Below are 21,283 nucleotides of genomic sequence, written 5' to 3' on the forward strand. Positions count from 1 at the left end.
ATTTAGGAGGGAAGCAACATGGATTATTTGTGGAGTTTGAAAGATCTATATTCGTCCTTTGACGGCGAAGACTTCAAAAAGGATATGGGTGCTCTGGACGGCATCTTAAAAGAGTATATTAATTGGGTGGATAATACCGTTGAAAGCAGTAAAGATATTAGAGCTGCACTTGAACAATTTATAGGAATAAAAACCCGTCTTTCGGAATTAGCCAGCAAACTGTACAACTTCTCGGAGCTATCCTATACTGTTGATACCAAAAATGAGAAGGCTACAAAAAATATGGAAATCCTTGAGGTAAAACTCAGTTCTGTTGCTGAAGCAAATGCAAAAATCAACAAATGGATAGGTTCGGCAGCAGATATCGATAATGCCATACAAGCCTCTGATATATTGAAGGAACATGAATTTTATCTAAAGGAAATAATTGAAAAGAGTTCACATCTCCTGGACGGGAAGCAGGAAGCTATCATCGCGCGTATGAAAAATACAGGCTCAAGTGCCTGGTTAAAGCTTAAGGATCTTCTGACCTCCACCTTAAAGGTTGATATAGAGCTGGACGGAGAGAAAAAGCAGCTGCCCCTTTCAATCATAAGAAATATGGCTTACGAAAGCAGCAGGGAATTGAGAAAAAAGGCTTACGAAGCTGAACTGGCATCATATGAAAAAATTGATGATTCCCTGGCCGCCTGCCTGAACGGCATCAAGGGTGAAGTTATTACCGTTGCCGAACTGAGAGGCTTTGGTTCTCCTCTGGAGGAAACCCTGTTCAACTCCAGAATGGAGGCACAGACACTGGAGTCCATGCTGGCTGCAATGAGGGAAAGTTTACCTGCCTTTAGGAAGTACCTCCGTACCAAGGGACAATTGCTGGGAAGTAAAAACGGTCTTCCTTTCTTTGATCTGTTTGCTCCTATGGGAGATTTGAATAAAAAATATACCTATGAGGAAGCTGTAAAGATTGTAGACGAAAACTACAGGACCTTTAGCAGCAGTCTCGCGGATTTCGCCAAAAAGGCCATAGAATCCAACTGGATAGATGTTTATCCCAGAGAAGGGAAAATCGGCGGTGCCTTCTGCCAGGATCTGCACGTTATCGGTCAGAGCAGGGTAATGCTTAACTTCGGAGGAACCTTCAGCGATATCATAACCATGGTGCATGAATTGGGGCACGCTTATCATGATGAATGCATAAAGAATGAAAGCATGCTCAACAGCGATTATCCCATGCCATTAGCCGAAACCGCTTCCACCTTCTGTGAAACCATAGTTAAAAAGGCCGCTATAAAAGCAGCCTCAAAGGAGGAAGCCTTTGCAATCCTGGAAATGGAACTGAGCGACGTCACACAGGTAATCGTTGATATCTACAGCCGGTTTCTTTTTGAAAGCGAATTGTTCAAGAGGAGAAAAGACGGTTCCTTAAGCACCGGAGAATTGAATGAAATAATGTTGTGGACTCAAAAGGAAGCATACGGCGACGGATTGGATCCCGAATATATGCACAAATATATGTGGGCCTGCAAACCGCACTACTATACCGCCGATACAAACTTCTACAATTTCCCCTATGCCTTTGGACAACTTTTCGCAAAAGGTCTGTACGCAGAGTATGAAAAAAGAGGAAAAGCTTTTGTCAAAGACTATGAAGCTCTGTTACGCATTACAGGTAAGAATAAAATAGAAGATGTAACAAAAATGATGAATATCGATGTCCGGGGTATTGATTTCTGGAGAAACTCCTTAAAAACAATAGAACAGGACATTGAAAAATTCCTGGAACTGAGTGCTGAAAAGCTGTAACAAATATCTGCCAGTTGACTTTTAATACTTTAGTATGCTAATATTGAAAAAAAAAGAAAGCAGGCTGCTAATATGTCTAAACTTCAGTTAATAAACCTGAATCATGGGGACAATATTTAGCGCTTGTATTTGTGAGAACAATCAATCACAGGTGCAAGCGCTTGACGTGTTGTGCCTGTGTGGAGTCTGACGGATAAGAACCACATTGGTAAATAATAATATTTACATATGCGGTTCTTTTTTTGTATTATTTTTAAGGCTTGAGAGGATGTGATATTCAGGAACGGTTACCTGTTCCAGGCGCAAAGCTGATGACTGCATGAATTCGTAAAAAGCAATTGTTTTTAAGAAAAGGCAATGACGAAGAGAAGTAGCGCAATTTATCGTTTCCAGTGAGTGGAGGCCGGTGAGAACTCCACAAAGTGAATTTGCGTGAATAACACTTTACCAGCCTCAATCCGAACTTCAGGTTTAGTTGTACATTTATTCATTTCCGAAAAAATGTATCTGCCAGCCCTGACCAGTAGGTGCGACGTATGCCGGTGCGTTAAACAGCATGGTTTTTTGAACCGTTGAGTGACTGCTAGCCAGTAATTCAGGTGGTACCGCGGACATTATATGTTCGTCCTGGACTTTATTAGTTTTGGATGAGCTTTTTTTATGCTCAAAATATCGGTAAAGGAGATAAATTATGAACACATCTAACATTTACAGGAACAGGACTTTGAACAACATCAGCGAAGGCGATGTTGGCAAAACACTAAGAATTGCAGGCTGGGTCGAAAATATACGGGACCATGGCGGTGTATCTTTCATAGATCTTAGAGACATGTATGGCGTCATGCAGGTCGTTATGCGGAACACAGCCCTGCTGGAGGGAATCGGCAGGGAGGACTGTATTTCAATTGAAGGCGTGATTGAATGCCGTGACGAAGAGACATACAATCCTAAGATTCCAACCGGAACAATTGAACTGGAGGCTCATTCTGTTGATGTTCTGGGAAAGGTATACAAACAGCTCCCCTTCGAGGTTATGTCTTCAAAGGAAACCCGTGAGGATCTGCGGCTTAAGTACCGTTACCTCGACCTTCGCAATAAAAAGGTTAAAGACAATATTATTTTCCGCTCGGAGGTTATCAGCTTCCTGAGACAAAAAATGACCGACATGGGCTTCCTGGAAATCCAGACTCCCATTCTCTGTGCGTCATCACCTGAAGGTGCAAGGGATTATATCGTACCTTCCCGTAAGTACAAGGGAAAGTTTTATGCACTTCCCCAGGCTCCCCAGCAGTATAAGCAGCTCCTCATGGTATCAGGCTTCGACAGGTATTTTCAGATAGCTCCCTGCTTCCGTGATGAGGATGCCCGTGCCGACCGCTCCCCGGGAGAGTTTTATCAGTTGGATTTCGAGATGAGCTTCGCCACCCAGGAAGACGTATTCCGTGCCGGTGAAGAAGTTCTTACCGCTGCATTTAAGAAATTTGCCCCCGAAGGATACTCTGTGACCGAAGCTCCATATCCCGTGATCAGCTACAGGCAGGCAATGCTTGAGTTCGGCACCGATAAGCCCGACCTGCGCAACCCGCTGAGAATAATAGATCTGTCGGATTTTTTCCAGAAATGTACCTTCAAGCCCTTCCACAACAAGACAGTCCGCGCTGTCAGGGTTCATGCCGAAATGTCCAAGGGCTTTCATGAAAAGCTGCTGCAATTTGCTACATCAATCGGCATGGGCGGACTCGGCTATCTTGAGGTCAATGGCGATATGACCTACAAAGGACCTATAGACAAATTCATACCGGATGAAATAAAGAGAGAGCTTTCAGGCCTTGCAGGCCTTGAACCAGGCGATACAATTTTCTTCATCGCCGACAAGGAAGAACGCGCCGCCCTGCTTGCCGGCCAGATCCGAACAGAACTGGGCACACGCCTCGATATATGTGAAAAGAATGCTTACCGTTTCTGTTTTGTAAATGATTTCCCCATGTTTGAGTATGACACTGCCGAAAAGAAGATCAACTTTACCCATAACCCCTTCTCCATGCCCCAGGGCGGACTGGAAGCACTCAATACAAAGGACCCTCTGGAGATCCTTGCTTACCAGTATGATATAGTGTGCAACGGCATTGAACTCTCCTCGGGCGCTGTCAGAAACCACAGCCTTGACATAATGATCAAAGCCTTTGAGATAGCCGGTTACTCCCAGGAAGATCTCCGTAATAAATTCGGAGCCCTGTACCAGGCCTTCCAGTTTGGAGCACCGCCTCATGCGGGTATGGCTCCGGGTGTTGACCGTATGATCATGCTTTTAAAGAATGAGGAAAACATTCGTGAAGTTATCCCTTTCCCCATGAATGGAAATGCCCAGGATCTCATGTGCGGCGCCCCTGCCGAAATAACCGAGGCCCAGCTCCGTGAAGTCCACATTAAAATCAGATAGTGTCAAAGCAGCTGTTGTAAATTGAGACAACTGCGATACATGAATTACTATTGATTAAGGTGTGTGCGTACAACTTCAATAAATGGGAAGCTTTACAAAACTCAGTCCTGTTCTTTGCAGGTGATCCATTTATTGAAGCCAGTACGCGCACACCTTACATTAATTTCACATTTAGTCCAATTGTTTTTTGCAGTACCTTATTTTAAAGCATTTTCCAATGCGTTTTGTATGGCCTTCAGAATTACTTTGCTGCTGTTGGTAGCACCTGATACGGCATCAACCTGAAGGGACTGGGTCTCCACAACTTTCCGGGGTATTACCTCAGCCTTTGCACCCCGCCCGTTTTTATGCCTTATCAGATCAATATTCGCTATTTTGTGGTCCTTTACATTGACTTTGACTTCGGCAGCTATCCAGAGCACCTCGGCACTTCCCACATATGTCCCGTCTGAAATACTGCTCAGGTCCACATTCTCTATTTTAATATCTTCGATCTGCTTCTGATACTTCCTCAAATCAAGGTATGACTGTATGCCTTTTGCTCCGAAATACCCCGCAAGGATCACTCCCACAATAACAAATACCGCAATTACCTTTTTCATTTTAACCTCCATGAGCCACATTTGTGGCCAATCCTGCATGCAGCTCATTTTCTAAACTTAATATGTTTGTATTCACCATATATCGATTGCAATCTGTAATAGGCTTCAAGCACATTATCAGGAATATCAACATGTACTATAAAGTCCTTCCCTTCCGGTCCGTAACCCTCCTGGTCATCCCTCAGTCTTGGTATTTCACCCATGACAAGATCTATAAACCTGTCAAATGACCACAAACCATAAATGTTGTCTGAAAACTTTAAGCTTCCGGTCTCTGCTTTAATAGTGGGAATAAAGGGGCTGTAACTGATGATCCTCGTTTTCTCACCGGCCCAGGTCTTGAGAAATGCCGCATGGGTCCTTAACTGCATTGTAGGGTCCTGAATGATTATTACCGAAGCCGGAATTTCAGCCCTCTCCCTTAAGACTTTCAGAGCCTGTGAAGCATTCTCGCCACAGTTGGTTGACCTGTTTTCAATAATAATATTGTTAACATCCAAACCTGTGTTTTTTGAAACCACCTCTTTCAAAATATCCGCCTCAGGCCTGTTTTCAACAGCAATATCCCGGTATTCCGGATTATTGCGTATATTTTCGGCCAGATATTTGGTAGAATGACCTATTCCTCCAACTATCATCAACTCTTTGGCGACTCCGTCGACAAACGCCCTTGCGCCAAGTTCCGCCAGGTACGGAATACTGCTTCCGAGTATAATGAGCAGATCGGCCTGTGAAATTCCAAAACCGTCGTATAATGCCTTGCCGGTAAGCCGCTGAATATCCCTTCTGGATAAAAATTTTATTATATCATTCAAATCTGCTGCCGCATCAAACTCCGTATAGTCCTTCATAATCCATCCCTTTCATACCCCGTTCACTTGAGGTCCATCACAGTATCAGGCTCTCAACGTAGCTCCTGGCCCTCTTCATACTTTCCACAGACACCTCAGGTCTGCCCTTTTCATAGGGGATATTGCACTCCAGAGTCAGTGCATGCAGGCCGTCAAGTTTCAGGGAGTTGACAAAGCCCTTCAGCTCCAATACTCCCTCACCCGGGAACAAATGCCTTTTGCCGTCCTTATAATCACTGAAATGCACCCCTTTGACATAATCCCTCACGAACTTTGCCGCAGAGACTATATCAATCCCGCACTGTGCATAATGGGTGGTGTCGATATTTATGTATAATCCATTGTCCCTGACAAAGGCAAGCATCTCAGCAGGGTCGATCAAAGAGGTCTGGTATCCCGGAAAGTTTTGAATATTTTCTATGCAGACCAGAAATCTGTCTTTAAGTGCTTTCAAATCCTCTGCGGCTTTTGGAGCATACCCGGACCACCAGCTCCTGTCATCTGTCTTTTTATGAGGTGCATGAAAAACCAGGCAGGGAATATCCTTTTCTCCAAATTCAAGATACTCGTATGTACCGGCACCGATCAGGGTATCTGTGTCCTTGAATATGACACCACCCATATCATGGAGGGAATTTATCCTCAGTCCGCTTTCCCTTATTATCTTTAACACCTCTCTTGGCCGGATATTTCTGAGATGCTGTGTTACCTCCCAGTTGTCACCGCCGGTCCAGTAGGTATCCAGCTCAATGCTCTCAAAACCGGCACGTTTTATAAGCTCCAGCGCTTCTGTAAAAGGTGTGTTATAAAATGTTGCAGTAGCAATAGATATGTTCATACCATCTCTCCAAACTTTACTTTTATATCTTCTGCATCCATCAGGCCGACAAGTATCATTATGCTTTAAGATAAGTTAATTGTAATATCTGGTAATGGGGGTGTCAACCGGCTTCCTCATCCAATCCCAGCTGGCTGATAACCATTCTGTAGTATACTCCCTTTTTCTCCATCAGCTGGAGGTGCGTACCTGTTTCAAGAATACCTCCGTCCCCTATGACCAGTATTTTATCGGCGTCCCGGATGGTGGACAGGCGGTGGGCTATCAGGAAACTTGTGTGGTTTTTCATCAGCTTCAGAAGCGCCTGCTGGATTTCCTTCTCTGTTTTGGTATCAACGCTGCTTGTGGCCTCGTCAAGTATCAGCACAGGCGCCTGGCACAGGACTGCCCTGGCTATGGCAATGAGCTGGCGCTGCCCCTGGCTCAGGTTGTCGGAGCTGCCGGAAACCTGAGTATTATACCCCTTTGGAAGGCGGGAAATAAAACCGTCTGCGTGAGCCATGACGGCGGCGTCCCTGACTTCGGCATCAGTGGCATCAGGTCTTGAATACCTTATATTGTCGGCAATGCTTCCGGTAAAAAGGCAGGTATCCTGCAATACCACCGAGAAGCAGTTCCTCAGGTCCCTTCTTGTTATATCGGTAATGCTTACATCATCAATCAGTATCCCACCCTTTTCAGGTTCATAAAAGCGGGTCAGAAGATTTACAATGGTTGTTTTTCCGGCCCCCGTCTCACCTACCAGTGCAACAACCTCTCCCGGCTGCACCTGAAAGCTGACATTGTTCAGCACCGGTTTTCCCCGGGTATAGGAAAAGGTGATCTCCTTAAACTCTACTTTCCCCAGGGCCGGTCCGAATTCCTTGAGCTTTGGCTTATCCGGTATCTCTTCCTTCTCGTCCAGTATCTCAAAAACTCTTTCAGCGCCGGCAAGGGCCGACTGAATGGTATTAAACATACCGGCTATTTGATTAAGGGGCATTCCGAATTGTCTCGAGTATGTGAGAAAGCTGACTACAACTCCTACGGTTATGTAATCCCTGACTGCCATTAATCCGCCGGCACAGGCTATCAGCGTATAGCTGAGATTATTTATTACATTCATGAACGGCATAAGAAAACCGGCCCAGATCTGAGCTTTTGTGGAGTAATCACACAGAGTCCTGTTGACTTCCTTAAAATCCCCCAGTACTTTTTGCTGTCTGTTAAAGGCCTTTACCATCTTCAACCCCTGAATGTTCTCCTCTATAACACCATTGAGGTTTCCCAGTGTCTGCTGCTGGCTGGTAAAATACTTCCTGCTTCTTTTAGCTATTGTCTTTGTAAGTACAAATATTAACGGTATGGTTACCAATGCAACCAACGTCAGCCCCGGACTTAATACCAGCATCATTACCAGTGCACCCGTTATTGAAAAAACACTTGAAATAAGCTGTGTGGTTGTTTGTCCTACCGTACTGCTTATATTATCAACATCATTTGTGATTCTGCTCATGGTATCCCCGTGAGATCTTGTATCATAGAAATTCAGAGGGATTCTCTGAAGCTTGGAAAAAAATTCTGTTCTTATGTGCTTTACAAGGCTTTGGGTTACTCTGGCCATGAGTACGCCATTAAAGGTATCCAGTATCCAACTTGTCAGGTAGCAGAAAACCAGAGCCGTCAATATAGTTACAAGCAGGTTGTTGTCAACTGTGTTTGTATCAATATTAAATGTGTTAATAGCCTGGCCAAGCAAATATGGAGTAAGTAAACCTGCCGCTGCCGACAGAACTGTGAGTGATGCCGCAATCAGTATTGATTTACGCCATCTTCCGAACATTCTTATCAGTCTGACAAGAGTTCCCTTTGTGTCCTTGGGCTTTGCTGTGGGTTTAAACCTCTGATGTCCTGCCGCTCCCCATCTTCCCAGCTTTGGCATATTGTCGAGATTCCGTACTTCATTCTTATTTGACATGTGTTATAAGGCCACCCCCAATTTGTGAATCATAAATCTCCCTGTAAGTACTGCAGTTATTTAATAAATCCGTATGCTCTCCGAAGCCCACATTTACTCCGTTATCCAGCACCAGAATTTTATCGGCCGACATGGCCGTACCGATCCTTTGAGTTATCATTATGACTGTCCTATCTGTGTCAAGGCTTTTCAAGGCTTTCCTGACCCGGGCCTCGGTAATTGCGTCAAGTGCGCTTGTACAGTCATCCAGGATCAGAACAGGCGCTTGCTTTGCAAGGGCTCTGGCTATTGATAGCCTCTGTTTCTGTCCCCCTGACAGGTTCACTCCGTTTTGTCCCAGCACACTGTCAAATTTGTCCGGCATTTTTTCAATAAATTCCTGTGCCTGTGCATTTTGAGCAGCCCGGATAACCTGTTCCGCCTCCATTGCACTCTCTCCCCAGGCGATATTATCAAAAACAGACCCGGTGAAAAGCATGCTTTTTTGGGGTGCAAAGGCAATGTTTTTTCTGAGGACAGACGTATCTATACTTTTGATATTGTTCCCATTGATATAAATTGCACCCTCATTGACATCATAAAAGTGCAGGCAAAGCCAGGCAAGCGTGGATTTTCCCGCACCTGTGGGCCCAATTACCGCCAGGGTCTCACCTGCATTTATTTTAAAGGACAGCTCCTTTAATACAGGCAGCCCGCTGCCGCCGGGATATGCAAAGGTCACATTGTCAAACTCCAGCTCACCTGTAATAACCGGTTTCGGGCTGCCGGCACCTGTGAAATCCTCTTCTCCGGCCAATATTTCTTCTATTCTCTCAGTCGATGCCTTTGTTCTTATGAAAGTGTTGAAAATATTGGTTATCATTATAAGAGAGGTCAGTATTTGAGTCATGTAATTTATAAAAGCGGCAACTTTGCCTACCTCAAGCCGGCCATTTCCGAACAGTATGCTGCCCAGATAGATAATGACTGCAATTCCTATGCTGACAGTCAAAGACATGACCGGTGAAAAATATGCTATTACCAGTTGGGAAGAAATACTTTTTTTATTGAGATCCGAGTTTGCCACCTCGAACCGTCCCTCTTCCTCCTCATATGTTCCAAAGGCCTTGACCAGCCTTATGCCCAGCAGGTATTCCTGTACGACGGTATTTACCTTGTCGATGGCTTTCTGAACCTTTGAAAAACGGATATAGCTTAATTTCATGCTAATGACGATCAAGGCCGCCACCACGGCTATAGCTATCAACAGCACCACACTCATGTACGGGCTCAGCATAATGGCAAGAATTATACTCCCGATACATGTGAGCGGAGCCTTAAGAAATATTCTCATAATACCGTTTACAAACTGTGTCACCTGGGAGGTATCATTTGTCATTCTGGTTATCAGGGAGCCGCTTTCTATACTGTCGGCACTTGCTTCGGAAAAGTTCATGATCTTCTTGAAAACATCATACCTCAAATCCGCACCGAAGCTTTGCGATACCCTGCTTGCAAGAATATTCCTCGTAGCGGCAAAGCAAGCTCCAAGAGCGGTTATGCCAAGCATTGTAAGTCCAAAATATAAAACGGAAGCAACGCGGCCGTTTTTTACTCCATCATCTATTATATGCGCCATAATGGTTGGCTGGAGCAAATCGCATACAGCCTCAAAAAAAACGCAGCTAATGCCAAGCAGGAATAATGTCCTGTATTTTTTGAAATATGGTTTATATAGGTTCATTTGCGTTATATCCTCCTAGGTCCGCCATTCCTGCTGTTCTCCGTCTATCATATTTTTGAATATCCGGGTAAGGAAGTCTCCGGCAAGCTGCTTTTCTTCTTCTGAAAACCCTTGAAAGCACTCATCAGCCATTGAAATAAAAATCCTGTCTATTACTTTTTTCTTTTCCAGGCCCTTGTCGGTCAGCCATACCTCAAGAGCCCGCTTGTCTCCCTTTACAGGCCTTTTCTCTACCAGCCCGGACTTTTCCATGCTATTAAGTACACTGGTTACAGAGGCAGGCTCCATATGACAGTCGGCCGCTATTTCCCTTTGAATGCAGCCGTTATGTTCAAACAGGTAATTTATCATCCTGGGCTGGCCTGCGGTGAGATTACACTTCATAAATTCATAAGTGGATCTCCTCCTATGTACCGCACCTACTTTAACAAGCAGTAAATTTAATTCTCTCTGATCCAACATGTTATCTCCTATCCATAAAAAAATTAAAAACCCATTTTATAATAATTAGAATTCAAATTATTAGAACTCTAATTATATATTATTAATAAATCCTTGCAGCGTCAATAATTAAAATTATGGTTAAAAAAGTTCATAAAGTACATGCCTGAAGTTTGTACGGCTTACCACAAGTGTTTTAGCCACAATTTCAGACATGTACTTTTAACAGAGCTTCCCGTTTATTAAAGTGTACCCGCACACTATTACCTGTAATTCATTATTTGCAATTCTCTCATTTTAAGGCATCCCATTGTGTGCACTTACATAGTTAATGAGCCTTCATCCGTGCTGACCAGCATGAGGATATCCTCCTCGGTTCCGGTCAAAGCGTTTATATATAATATAAATTTCTGATCATCCAACGATCCTATAAATTCGTAACAGTATTTTTCCGTTTTAAAATCTGTGGGGATTATTGCCTTGCCTTCCTTCTCGATTTTCAGATTTTTATTTATCTTGCTTCTCGCCTGATCAACAGTAAGCTGCGTTTGAGGAATATCCCGTGTCTTGTGGTTATACAAATAACCTTTTGATTCAACTCCCAGCACTTCACCGTTATCAAGGGCCACCTTCACCTTGACAAGATCGGGGTAGACCGTTACTCCATCCTGCTCATAGGCATAACATATTGTTGCTATGCCGTCAGTTCTCATATAATAGGTGTCGGTCATACTGCCGAACCCATTTTTCTTAAGAAAGTCCTGTGCGGATTTTTTAGCAGCGTTCATGGACATCTTTCCTGAACTGACGCTCCTGTTTCTAAGCATCCAGTACACCTGTCCGCCCTGTTGCGTTATATCAACCTCAGCACTGCCGTCATTGTCGGAATTTTTGTAGCTGACCTTATACCTGTAAGTTTTTATGCTTCCCTCATTGCTGTCTTCAAGCCGCGAAATACCCTGGATCTTATCATTTCCTATTATTTTCCGTACGATGTCCTCGGCCTTGGAAGCACTGACTTTTTCATCCTTCAAACCTATGGGCTTGACCTTCATCATATGGTCGGAATAAGGCCCGTCGTATATCATTGAAGGATACTCCTGAAAGTTCTTGTCAACATTTTCAAACTGTGTTGTCTGAATATTCTTGGTATTTTGGCTTTTCAGCTCCCTTGGTCCTCCTGCACTCCCCCAGGCCATCTTCCCGTTATTGATCTGTTCTTCTATTCCGTGGAGGCTGTTTTGCAAGGATAAAGCAAAGCCATGCATTTTTTTAAGGCTCTGATATTCCTCATCACTCAGAGGCAGACCGTTTGCAGTCTTTGTATTATATGCATAGGCCATATCTCCCACCTGTGTTAGAAAGTTGGAGGTTTTTTCAAGTATGGGAGGTGCTACCGGAAGCTGCCCCATATTTGTCTGAGCCAAATTCGACTGGCGCCACACTTCCTCCAGCATTGAGGAAGTACCTCTCGGAGTGGCTGTAACCATGGATTTGGCCAATAAAACTTCAAGGTTGTCAACATACTCGTTCAAATCCAGGAAAGCTCTGCTGTACTGGTTGTCCATCATTATCCTGAGATCGCTGAGCTGCTTGCTCTGGTAGTATCCCCATGTGGATACTCCTGCCAATGCCAGCACTGCAACGATTGCTATAGGTACTCCCCAGGACATTCTTCTTTTTTTCTGCCATAAGTCATTATTATTGTCCATGTTTTCATTTTCATTCTGTTCCATCAAATCACCTCCATTTATATTCCAAACCAGTGTTTACCTATTTTCAGCTTTACCGTTCTTGACCATATCCATTTACTTGTAGCCGTTGCAGGATTCCAGTAATACAGGCATCCGTCGGTTGGGTCCCATCCGGCAAGAGCATCTCTGGCTGCCTTGACCACTGTGGATTTCGGATTAATGGCTACATTTATCTGTCCGTCGGACACAGCTGTGAAAGCCCCCGGCTGATATATCACACCTGCCATGGTTTTTGGGAACTTTGAATTCTTAACTCTGTTGAGGATTATCGCTCCCACTGCTACCTGTCCTTCAAAGGGCTCTCCTCTGGCCTCGCCATTTATGACCCTGGCAAGCAGCTGCTCATCGGTAACTTTGGTTGAAGCGGCATTAACTGTTCCGGTTTCAACAACTTTACCAAGGCCCATTGACAACAGTATATTCCTGTCTGCAATTCCGTTGGCGCGAAAACCATAATTCCTTTGATATTTAAGTACTGAAGTGAAAGTGTCATATCCAAAATTTCCATTTACCTTGCCGTTATAATAACCCCAATTTTTTAATTCCTGCTGCATTTCCTTTACTTCCTGACCCTTGTCACCTAACTTGAGAGATGAAGCGGTACCAGTAAAATACAGTGATCCTTGACCTAAAAGAGTAAGACTGAAAACAACGACTAAACAAAAAGCAACTAATTTTATGTGCTTTTTCAAACTTGTACCTCCTTCCAAATTCACACCGGATTCAAATTGTGTTGTTGCCCTTTTTATTATTCAGGGCAATTGAAGTTTTAATTGTGCAATGTTATTTTTAGTTATTAGCTGTTAAAATATTCGTAATATAATATAAAGTTCTAACATATTTACGGGCTGTTAATTTCTTTATTTACACATATAACGTATAATCCCGGCCATAATGTCAAAAATCTATATTGAATATAAATTTTCTTATTTTCAATTATTTTATGTGGAGATCATTATGAGGGTATTAATACTGTATGTATCTGTCGGAACAGGTCACATGAAAGCTGCCGAAGCGTTGAAGGAATCAATTGAAAAGCAGTTTGCAGGTTGGTCGGTCGATATTCTGGATACGCTTAAATATATAAATCCGATAGTAGATAAAATTGTTGTCAGCAGCTACCTTGGTGCCCTTAAAAGAAGTCCGGGGCTGTACAGCAGATTATACACCGCGTCAGGTACGGGCACCGGTATTTACGATATCAGCAAAGCACTGAATAAGCTATTATCCTTTAAGCTCAATAGCCTTATAAATGATTATGGACCTTCTGCGGTTGTGTGTACACACCCTTTTCCCATGCAGATGCTGTCCTCCTTAAAGGAAAAAAACAAAATAAAAATCCCTACCGTTGCCATTCTCACCGACTATGTAGTTCACTCTCTCTGGCTGGACAGCGGTATGGATGCTTTTGTCGTGGCTAATGATTTGATGAAATCGGAGATGATGCAAAGAGGAATTCCCGGAAACATTATTTTTCCGTATGGTATTCCTGTGTCACCCAAGTTCCTTACCCGGGTTGACAAGAAAAAACTCAAACTGGAACTGGGACTGGAAGATAAGTTTACTGTCCTTGTCATGGGAGGGGGTATGGGCTTTGGCAATATTGACAATACCATGGCCTCATTGCTGGATTGTGATATAGATATTCAAATTATAGCTGTAACAGGTACAAATCAGAAACTTAAAGCACAGCTTGAACTCAGTGCCGGAAAGAGCAATAAAAAGGTACTTGTTTTGAGTTATACGGATAAGATTAATGAACTTATGGATATATCCGACCTGTTAATAACAAAGCCCGGAGGTATGACTATCTCCGAGGCTCTGGTCAAGGGTCTTCCGATTTTTATTATTTCTCCCATACCCGGTCAGGAGGAAGGCAATGCAAATTTCCTGATAAGAAGTGGTGCAGCCAACAAGATAGAAGACTCGGGCCAGCTTATAAGTGTTTTGTCACAGGTTGCAAATGACCCTGTAACTCTTAACATAATGCGTGAAAACTCCAGGTTTTTGGGAAAACCTCATTCCGCTTCAGATATTGCCACCCTTCTTGGCAAGCTGGTCCTGGGATGAGTAACTTAGCGGCCGGCAACAGCTGTAACGTATTTTGTCCGGTAAGGTAATTTAACCGCCGGCAATGTACGAATTCAGGTGCTACAGGCCACTAAAATATTCTCCTCACGGTTAATATTCTGTCCTTAAAATAACTGTCCTCCAGCGTCTCATTAATGACGCCTCTTGATGCGCTGGAATGTACGAACTTATTATCTCCCAGGTAAACGCCGACATCATAAATATCTTTCTTCAGGCTGTCTGTGCTGAAAAAGATAAGATCTCCCGGCTGAATATTTTCGAGTGTCACCTGGGTTCCTGTTTTACTCATTTTGACCATATCTCTTGGTATATCAACACCATTTATCCTGCTGCATATATACGCGAGGCCGGAAGAATCCATTCCCCACCTGCTTATGCCTCCCATAATAAATATTGTACCTTCAAATTTTTTTATGGTTTGAATAAATTCATCCTTGCTTGTTTTGGGAATGACATTATCCTCTATGGGAACTGCTATTACTCCGCCTTCCTCTACCCAGCCTTTCTTATTATCGGGAAGCAGGACATCATATCCGGTTTTTGTCTTTCCTGTGGAATACAGTTCGGTCCCAAGCACAACCTTCTTGAAATTTACCGCATTGTTTGCACCGGTAAAAATATCTATGTTTTTAGCCGTAACGATTATTTTATTTTTAATTCCGCCGTCAGTTACACTCCCGGTATTACTGCTTATATATTTACTCTTAACCCAGCCTGAGCTGCCATCCAGTAATTTTATATTGGTCCAGGAATTCTCTTCCCGGACAACCTTTACAACCTGGTTGTACAGCACCTGTGTCAGCCGGATACCGAGTATGTCCGGTTTATCGAACATATCCACCACGGCTTCGGTAACTACTGCCGCATTTTCAGGAGTTATCCCGCTTAAAAGCTGCTCATTCCTTGTTACGGGTATCTCCCTGCTGCCGCAGCCTGTCAGCACAAGCATAAAGGTTATAAATATTAAAATCAGTCTTGTAATTCGTTGTTTCATCATATTGCCTCATAAAAATACATTTTAATAGTCTTACTATATTTAGATTTTAACGCTATGTCAATGAACAGATTTTACATGCATTTCCCCCGGTTAATTCACTTATCATTTCAACCTCCCGCTGCTTGCAGGTAAAAATCAGAACCTGCTGTTTCCTGCCCAGTTCATTTATAAGTCTCAATGCATTTTCTGTTCTGATATCATCATACTGTGCAAAGGGTTCATCCAGAATCAAGGGAAGCTGTTCATTGTTTTTCAATACGGTTTCAGATATTGCAACCCTCAGTGCAAGGTAAAGCTGATCAGCCGTACCGTTGCTCAACACCGGTACAGGCACCAGGGTTTCACTCCCCGGATCGCTCAGCATTATATTCAGGTTGTCTCCGGCTTTTGTTTCAATATATTTCCGGGAGGTCAAACCTGAAAATGTACTGCTGAAAGCCTTGTTCATTATGGGAAGGAACTTCTTCCGTACCTCCCGTGCTGCTTCTTCAAGAGTTGTCATTGCGAGCTGCAAAGCCTCTCCTCTTTGTTCCAGTGCCTTTTTCTGCTGTGTCAGCCTGTAAATTTCCTGCTCCACAGCTCCGGTATCTGCGGTGCTGCTAAGGTTTTTTAATTGAAGTTCAAGCGCCGCCTTTTCAATCCGTTTTTGCTGGAGCTGTCCGGCATAAAATTCCTGTATCCTGTTCAATTCCTTTTGCCGGCCCTCATCCGGATTCTCAAGTATATTTTCTGCCAGAATGGCCTCACCCCCGGGCAAGGTGCCGTCAGCGTTCAAAGTCTCCAGCAGCCGGATTATTTCCATGGACAATGTGTCAACCCTGCTTTCCAATTGTTCCAGCTCCTGCTGCCTTAGAGCCGGTTCAATACTCTCCAGCCTTTTGATCTGCTGCTCATACTGCAATTTTTCAATTGCAAGACGTTCCGACAGACCTACAAGTTGATTTGATGCGGAAGACCTGACTTTTTTGATATTTTCAAGCTGCTGCCCAAGCAGCCTCTCCCTGCCGGCCAACTCCTGCTGTTCTCTCTCCAGCTTCTTTAACCTTTTCCCTTGTACAGCCCTGAAAACACCGGCAGTGATAAAGGCCAGAGACGGTATTGCCGTAAAATACAGGGGTAGCAGTTCAAATACGAAAGACCCCAGAGCACAGCCTATTGCAGCTGCCAGTGTGAGGATTCCGGCAATACTAAAAACCTTCACCCGTTTTCCAAGGCCTTTTAAATCCTCTTGGGAAACGGTCCGGTTCAGCCTCTTCAAATCCTCCTCCAGCCTGCTCTCCTCACGGGTGGTTTTTACAACTTCCTGCTCCAGCGCTGCTGCGTCTCCAGTTAGCCTGGTAATATTTTTCCGCAGAAGCCCTGTTCCGTCATTCAGAAACCGTATTTCCTCGGCATTTCTCTCCTGCAGACCAAGTCTTTCCCTTGCATCCAGGAATTCCACCGCCAGTGTAAAAAGTCTTTCTATTCCGGCAAGAACAGCTATTTCCGAATCCATGCGTTTCAATTCACGCTGGGCAGCTGTCTGGCTTTCCGCTTCCTCTCTGAGCTTCTTTTGCATCAGGCAGAGTTCGCTTAACCGCCTGTTTATCATGTCCAGCGGCCGGGTAAAACTCCTTTCGGTGCCGACCTGTGATTTCAGGGCCTCCTTCAGCGCCGTATGGGCCTTTTTATATGATATATCTTCATAACCGCTCTGACAAATATTTGATATCCTGTCAATTAATTCTTTGGACGATGCCGTATCAATTTTTGTTCCCAGCTGCCGTACATATACCGTTCTTTCGAACAAGCCCTCATTTACGCCCAGCAGCTTCTCGGCAATCCCCCTGCCATCCCTGGCAGCTGAAAAAAGACCTGTTATATCATTGAAATCCCGGTCGTAAAGTTTCACGCTGTTTTTATCAAAATCCCTGTCCAGCCTGTAGGCCGCAGGGGTATCCATTTCAAAGCCAATATACCCTCCATAGGAGGAATTGCTCCAGGGCCGGTATCTCCTAAGTTCGGACGCTGTTCCCTCCCTGTCGGCCCTGCCGCCCTTCAATCCGAACAGAACGGCTTTTATGAACGCCATAATTGTTGATTTACCGCTTTCGTTAGGACCGTAAATTACATTTATATTTTTTGACAGTTCAAGCTCGAATTCTTCTATTTTTCCAAATCCCCGTATGTAAAGTTTTCTGATTTTCATTAGTCGACCCTTTCGTTTTCCAAGGCCTGCAGCCCATACTGCATGGCCAGGAAAAGTGTATCCCTTTTCTCCTGTGATCCTTCACCCTCCTGCAGGTCCAGAATTCTGCGGACAAACTCTCCCTTTATACCCGGGTCTTCCAGGTAACACTCATATTCAAATTTGGCCGAGGTTTGATTTCTCAGCTTAATATAAAAACACCTGCTGTTTAAGGTTTCCTGGATATACCCAATATCAGGGGAATAATTTTTGCTGATGAATCCTGTAAGCGTTATTTTATAAAAATCAGTTTCCCTGAAGCTGAATTGACCCACGCCGTCCATTTGTCCCACCAGACAGATCTTTTCAATAACCTCAGAATCGTCGGAGCAGCCGCTGATATTTACATCAATGTTGTGATAGTGCCTTGCGGCATCCTCTATAAACCTTATGTCACACTGCTTTTTACAGTCTTCTGAAATACTTAAAAGCCCCTGCACATACCCATGTTCCCCTTCCTCGTCAAAACCCAAAGGTTCCGGACTTCCGGGGTTTACCATTACGGTGCTTTCATTTTTGAATTCACTGTAGCAGTGCATGTGCCCCAGGGCAATGTAGTCCATATTAAGTGATAATAATTCCTTTGATGTTATGGAGTTATAATTATCCTCTTCAAAAGGCATATCAACCGTACCATGCAATAGCAGGATATTGAACCTTTCCCTTGCAATCTCCATCCCCGGAATTTGTTCCATATCCATTCTCACATTATTTTTAACACCCAGATTATAAATGCAGGTGTTATACTTTTCCAGATACAAAACCTGTTTCGAGTCCTCTAAAATATGCACATTACTACCCCATACAGTAGTTCTGTAAAAGGAATTTTCCCGCAGGAGGTCATGATTGCCCGGGATAATGACAATTTCGGTATTATATATTTCAGTAAATAAATTTTTTATTTTAAGTATTGTAGAACCTTTAATATATTTATCTTCGAATAAGTCCCCGCTTATTATCAGAATATTTATGCCAGCCTCCTGGACCCTCTGTATAATTCTGCACAGACAGGACTCAAGTTCATTTCTTCTTTTGCAGGCTTTAGCTTCATCACCCAGGGAGGAGAAGGGTGCATCAAGGTGAAGATCCGCCGTATGCAGGAAAGATACTTGTTTCACGTGAAACCACCTCTCTGAAATTCCTATGGTATAAACAAGAACTTCCCGGCCAATTACCCGGAAAGTCTTTTTATCTCATACTTATTTAGTTATTGTCACATATGCAACTGCATATTCCCGGCAATGGGAAAGTGAGATTGATATACCCGAAGCTCCCAGTCCTTCATAGTATTTTTTTGCCCTTCCGTGAAGGATTACAAGAGGCTTGCCGTTTTGGTCATTGAGTATTTCTATTTCATTAAAAAGCGCATTTTCCCCTATTCCTGTGCCAAATGCCTTGGATACGGCTTCCTTCCCCGCAAACCTGGCCGCATAGCTCTGATATCTGGAAGCACCTTTACTTTCACAATATTTAACCTCTTCAGGTGTAAAGACCCGTGCTGAAAATTTTTCTTTTATCCCATTATCCAATAAATCCTTAATTCTTTCTATTTCAATTATGTCCGTGCCTATAAGTAATTCCACACCAACCTCCATATTTTACTGCACCTTCTCTTATATTACCTGTATAAATTGAAAAATTCTGCGAAACTTTTGAAATTTGTTCCCAGCTTCATTTTCCTTATAAAGAGTTTTTTGCCTTTTGTATATTTTTCTATTCTCTCTTCAAGTTCCCTGTCATCAATATTTTCAATAATAAATATATTATTTGAGGAAAAGGGATAGAGCTTATTGAAGCTTTCCTTCAAACTGTCAATAATCCCACTGCTCTTAAACAATGAACCTTCTTCATCTATTATCTGAACAACTGTCAAATCCAGATTGTATTCAATGGCTTGCTTAATTTCCTCTTTCAAATCACTTTTAAATATCTCAATATAGTTAGGCAGCATAAATCTCTGCTGCAGCTGCATCATAAGAAGGTTGTTCAAAACAGGCGCAATACTTCCTGCTATTGTTTCAAGGATCAGCATGTTCTCCTCATTATCCAGCTGAATATCGTCATATTTAAATACGGCCATAAGCCCAAGTATTTCAATATCCATCATATCAATGTAGACAGGTATCAGCAGCACACCCTGGGCCTCACCGATTTCAGCAGCCAGGCTTTCTCCAACATAATCCGCAAGGTTCTGCTGCCCCATGGCAAAAACTGTGTCCCCCTCGAATATCCTCTTCCATTTCTTATTTGGAGTAATAACCTTTTTAGTGCAGTTATCAAGGTTGATGGTACTTGCCATTTCAAATTCGTTTGTCTCCTTCTTATAAAGGCAAAAGGCTCCTTTTGAAGTGTTAAAGGATATCTGGAGGGTTTTGGTGCAGGTCTCCAGCAATGTTTCCATCCTTATGGAACTGCTTATATTTTTGGTCAAACTGTTCAAGGAAATAAGCTTGTCCAGCTTTTTTTGAATAAGCGCCTTCTGCTCGTTTACAAGCCCGAAATGCATGGCATTGCTTAATGCAGTATAGGTTGATGAAGCCAGACTTTCTATCAGCTCGAATATCCCCGAGCTATATTCGCCGCCTGTGACTGTTTCACTTAAAGTAACCAATCCCAGCAGCTGGCTCTGCTTTAAAATCAGCACCGCATATTTTGCCTCCAACTGTTCCAATTGGGCAGAGGCTCCGTCAAACAGGCTGTTCAAATATTCACGGTCTTCCGCTTTTCCCAGGTCTATGATGACTTTATTCTGATCGATACCGGCACTTTTGCTGAGCTCCAGGTTTATATGAGCATCCTTCGTTTTATAAAAAACATCCTTATAGGACTTCAAAACAAACTTTTCAGACTTTTCGTCAAAAAGGACAAAGCCGGTTATCTTACTGCGGGTGAGCTCGGAAAAAACATCTACCGAAATGCTGTAAAGAACATCCATGCGAAGCTCGCTTAAAAGAATCTTTGAGGATTGGTTTATGGCAAAAAGATTAAAGATTTTCTCATCCAATTCAGAATTTACCTTTGCCAGTTTTTCATACCTGCTGAAATTTTCCAATGCATTATTGATGAGCCTCATTAATGCTTCCGAAATTATAAAGTCGTCTTCTCCTATACTCTTGTTATAAAATAATATAAAACCATATAAATTCCCTTCAATTATCAAGGGGACAGCGGCATTTACCGCCAGAGCATCAATAATTTCAGGATCAAAGAATTTAATTATTTTCTCACGTTCATATAATATATTACCATTGAAGGTTGCCAGGTTTCCAAGCTCTGTCGTCACAGGTATTTTTACAATTTTCTTTGTAATACCCTTAACTTTTTTTATATAATACCCATCGTTTTCATAAACAAATATCGCCGAACTGTCAACCAAAAGCAGCTCATTTATGAAATCAAAAGCAGCATCTATTATCTGCTCAAATACAAGCTTTTGCGAAAAATAATCTATTGCCTGAACCAAACCCGTATATCTATACAGTTTTGCAGAAATGATCTCGTCTTTTTTCTCATCTTCTATGCGTTGCAGTATTGATTGATACCTCATATGGCTTACCCCCTA

16 protein-coding genes are annotated in these 21,283 nt (G+C 43.1%); 3 read left to right on the top strand and 13 right to left on the bottom strand.

All coding sequences use genetic code 11. The annotated features are described in order from the left end of the window. Positions 1-18: 18 nt before the first annotated feature. Together CTER_RS06180 and aspS are read left to right on the top strand one after the other, a co-directional pair. Positions 19-1,800, top strand: coding sequence for a M3 family oligoendopeptidase (locus CTER_RS06180; protein ID WP_004624321.1), 1,782 nt, complete (start codon positions 19-21; stop codon positions 1,798-1,800). Positions 1,801-2,491: 691 nt separating this feature from the next. After that, entirely contained in the window at positions 2,492-4,240 is a 1,749-nt protein-coding gene (gene aspS, locus CTER_RS06185; protein ID WP_004624389.1) for an aspartate--tRNA ligase, read from the top strand. A 197-nt stretch (positions 4,241-4,437) separates the two neighbouring features. Here aspS and CTER_RS06190 read toward each other — a convergent pair whose 3' ends face one another. From CTER_RS06190 to sleB, 8 genes are all read right to left on the bottom strand, one after another. Next, the gene (locus CTER_RS06190) at positions 4,438-4,842 is read right to left on the bottom strand and encodes an FMN-binding protein (protein ID WP_004624436.1); all 405 of its coding nucleotides are present in this window, start codon (positions 4,840-4,842) and stop codon (positions 4,438-4,440) included. Between the two features lie 44 nt (positions 4,843-4,886). Continuing rightward, complete coding sequence (locus tag CTER_RS06195; RefSeq protein WP_004624382.1) at positions 4,887-5,693, bottom strand: YdcF family protein; 807 nt, start codon at positions 5,691-5,693, stop codon at positions 4,887-4,889. Positions 5,694-5,730: 37 nt separating this feature from the next. Beyond that, entirely contained in the window at positions 5,731-6,531 is an 801-nt protein-coding gene (locus CTER_RS06200; protein ID WP_004624397.1) for a sugar phosphate isomerase/epimerase family protein, read from the bottom strand. A 103-nt stretch (positions 6,532-6,634) separates the two neighbouring features. Further along, positions 6,635-8,488, bottom strand: a complete 1,854-nt coding sequence (locus tag CTER_RS06205; protein WP_004624413.1) for an ABC transporter ATP-binding protein — start codon at positions 8,486-8,488, stop codon at positions 6,635-6,637. After that, entirely contained in the window at positions 8,478-10,211 is a 1,734-nt protein-coding gene (locus CTER_RS06210; protein ID WP_004624466.1) for an ABC transporter ATP-binding protein, read from the bottom strand. Before CTER_RS06210 ends, CTER_RS06205 begins: the two co-directional genes overlap by 11 nt. A 15-nt stretch (positions 10,212-10,226) precedes the next feature. Next, positions 10,227-10,673 (bottom strand): MarR family winged helix-turn-helix transcriptional regulator, encoded by a 447-nt coding sequence (locus CTER_RS06215; protein WP_004624404.1) that lies wholly within the window; start codon positions 10,671-10,673, stop codon positions 10,227-10,229. A gap of 299 nt (positions 10,674-10,972) precedes the next feature. Next, positions 10,973-12,388, bottom strand: coding sequence for a germination protein YpeB (gene ypeB, locus CTER_RS06220; RefSeq protein ID WP_004624427.1), 1,416 nt, complete (start codon positions 12,386-12,388; stop codon positions 10,973-10,975). A gap of 14 nt (positions 12,389-12,402) precedes the next feature. After that, positions 12,403-13,098: a spore cortex-lytic enzyme gene (gene sleB / locus CTER_RS06225; RefSeq protein ID WP_004624366.1), complete on the bottom strand. Its 696-nt coding sequence runs from the start codon at positions 13,096-13,098 to the stop codon at positions 12,403-12,405. 265 nt (positions 13,099-13,363) lie between these two features. Between sleB and CTER_RS06230 the strand changes: the two genes are divergently transcribed. Next, positions 13,364-14,476 carry a UDP-N-acetylglucosamine--LPS N-acetylglucosamine transferase gene (locus CTER_RS06230; protein WP_004624354.1) on the top strand — a complete coding sequence of 371 codons (1,113 nt, stop codon included), beginning with the start codon at positions 13,364-13,366 and terminating at the stop codon, positions 14,474-14,476. A gap of 91 nt (positions 14,477-14,567) precedes the next feature. Here CTER_RS06230 and CTER_RS06235 read toward each other — a convergent pair whose 3' ends face one another. The 5 genes from CTER_RS06235 to CTER_RS06255 all read right to left on the bottom strand — a co-directional run bounded on the left by CTER_RS06235 (position 14,568) and on the right by CTER_RS06255 (position 21,268). Continuing rightward, the gene (locus CTER_RS06235) at positions 14,568-15,494 is read right to left on the bottom strand and encodes a C40 family peptidase (protein ID WP_040760437.1); all 927 of its coding nucleotides are present in this window, start codon (positions 15,492-15,494) and stop codon (positions 14,568-14,570) included. Positions 15,495-15,546: 52 nt separating this feature from the next. After that, entirely contained in the window at positions 15,547-17,682 is a 2,136-nt protein-coding gene (locus CTER_RS06240) for an ATP-binding protein (RefSeq protein WP_004624438.1), read from the bottom strand. After that, a complete protein-coding gene (locus tag CTER_RS06245) occupies positions 17,682-18,839 on the bottom strand; it encodes a metallophosphoesterase family protein (RefSeq protein WP_004624483.1) in 1,158 nt (385 codons plus the stop codon). Before CTER_RS06245 ends, CTER_RS06240 begins: the two co-directional genes overlap by 1 nt. An 81-nt stretch (positions 18,840-18,920) precedes the next feature. After that, positions 18,921-19,304, bottom strand: a complete 384-nt coding sequence (gene acpS / locus CTER_RS06250; RefSeq protein WP_040760440.1) for a holo-ACP synthase — start codon at positions 19,302-19,304, stop codon at positions 18,921-18,923. 35 nt (positions 19,305-19,339) lie between these two features. Continuing rightward, on the bottom strand, positions 19,340-21,268 hold the full coding sequence (locus CTER_RS06255; RefSeq protein WP_004624464.1) for a GAF domain-containing protein: 1,929 nt from the start codon (positions 21,266-21,268) through the stop codon (positions 19,340-19,342). Positions 21,269-21,283: the final 15 nt, after the last annotated feature.

This window comes from Ruminiclostridium cellobioparum subsp. termitidis CT1112, from assembly GCF_000350485.1.
GTDB classification, from domain to species: domain Bacteria; phylum Bacillota; class Clostridia; order Acetivibrionales; family DSM-1351; genus Ruminiclostridium; species Ruminiclostridium termitidis.

Bases quoted from the DNA above. Each gene is read 5' to 3' on its own strand.
- CTER_RS06180 (WP_004624321.1), top strand. From the start codon at position 19: ATGGATTATTTGTGGAGTTTGAAAGATCTATATTCGTCCTTTGACGGC.
- aspS (WP_004624389.1), top strand. From the start codon at position 2,492: ATGAACACATCTAACATTTACAGGAACAGGACTTTGAACAACATCAGC.
- CTER_RS06190 (WP_004624436.1), bottom strand. From the start codon at position 4,842: ATGAAAAAGGTAATTGCGGTATTTGTTATTGTGGGAGTGATCCTTGCG.
- CTER_RS06195 (WP_004624382.1), bottom strand. From the start codon at position 5,693: ATGAAGGACTATACGGAGTTTGATGCGGCAGCAGATTTGAATGATATA.
- CTER_RS06200 (WP_004624397.1), bottom strand. From the start codon at position 6,531: ATGAACATATCTATTGCTACTGCAACATTTTATAACACACCTTTTACA.
- CTER_RS06205 (WP_004624413.1), bottom strand. From the start codon at position 8,488: ATGTCAAATAAGAATGAAGTACGGAATCTCGACAATATGCCAAAGCTG.
- CTER_RS06210 (WP_004624466.1), bottom strand. From the start codon at position 10,211: ATGAACCTATATAAACCATATTTCAAAAAATACAGGACATTATTCCTG.
- CTER_RS06215 (WP_004624404.1), bottom strand. From the start codon at position 10,673: ATGTTGGATCAGAGAGAATTAAATTTACTGCTTGTTAAAGTAGGTGCG.
- ypeB (WP_004624427.1), bottom strand. From the start codon at position 12,388: ATGGAACAGAATGAAAATGAAAACATGGACAATAATAATGACTTATGG.
- CTER_RS06230 (WP_004624354.1), top strand. From the start codon at position 13,364: ATGAGGGTATTAATACTGTATGTATCTGTCGGAACAGGTCACATGAAA.
- CTER_RS06235 (WP_040760437.1), bottom strand. From the start codon at position 15,494: ATGATGAAACAACGAATTACAAGACTGATTTTAATATTTATAACCTTT.
- CTER_RS06240 (WP_004624438.1), bottom strand. From the start codon at position 17,682: ATGAAAATCAGAAAACTTTACATACGGGGATTTGGAAAAATAGAAGAA.
- CTER_RS06255 (WP_004624464.1), bottom strand. From the start codon at position 21,268: ATGAGGTATCAATCAATACTGCAACGCATAGAAGATGAGAAAAAAGAC.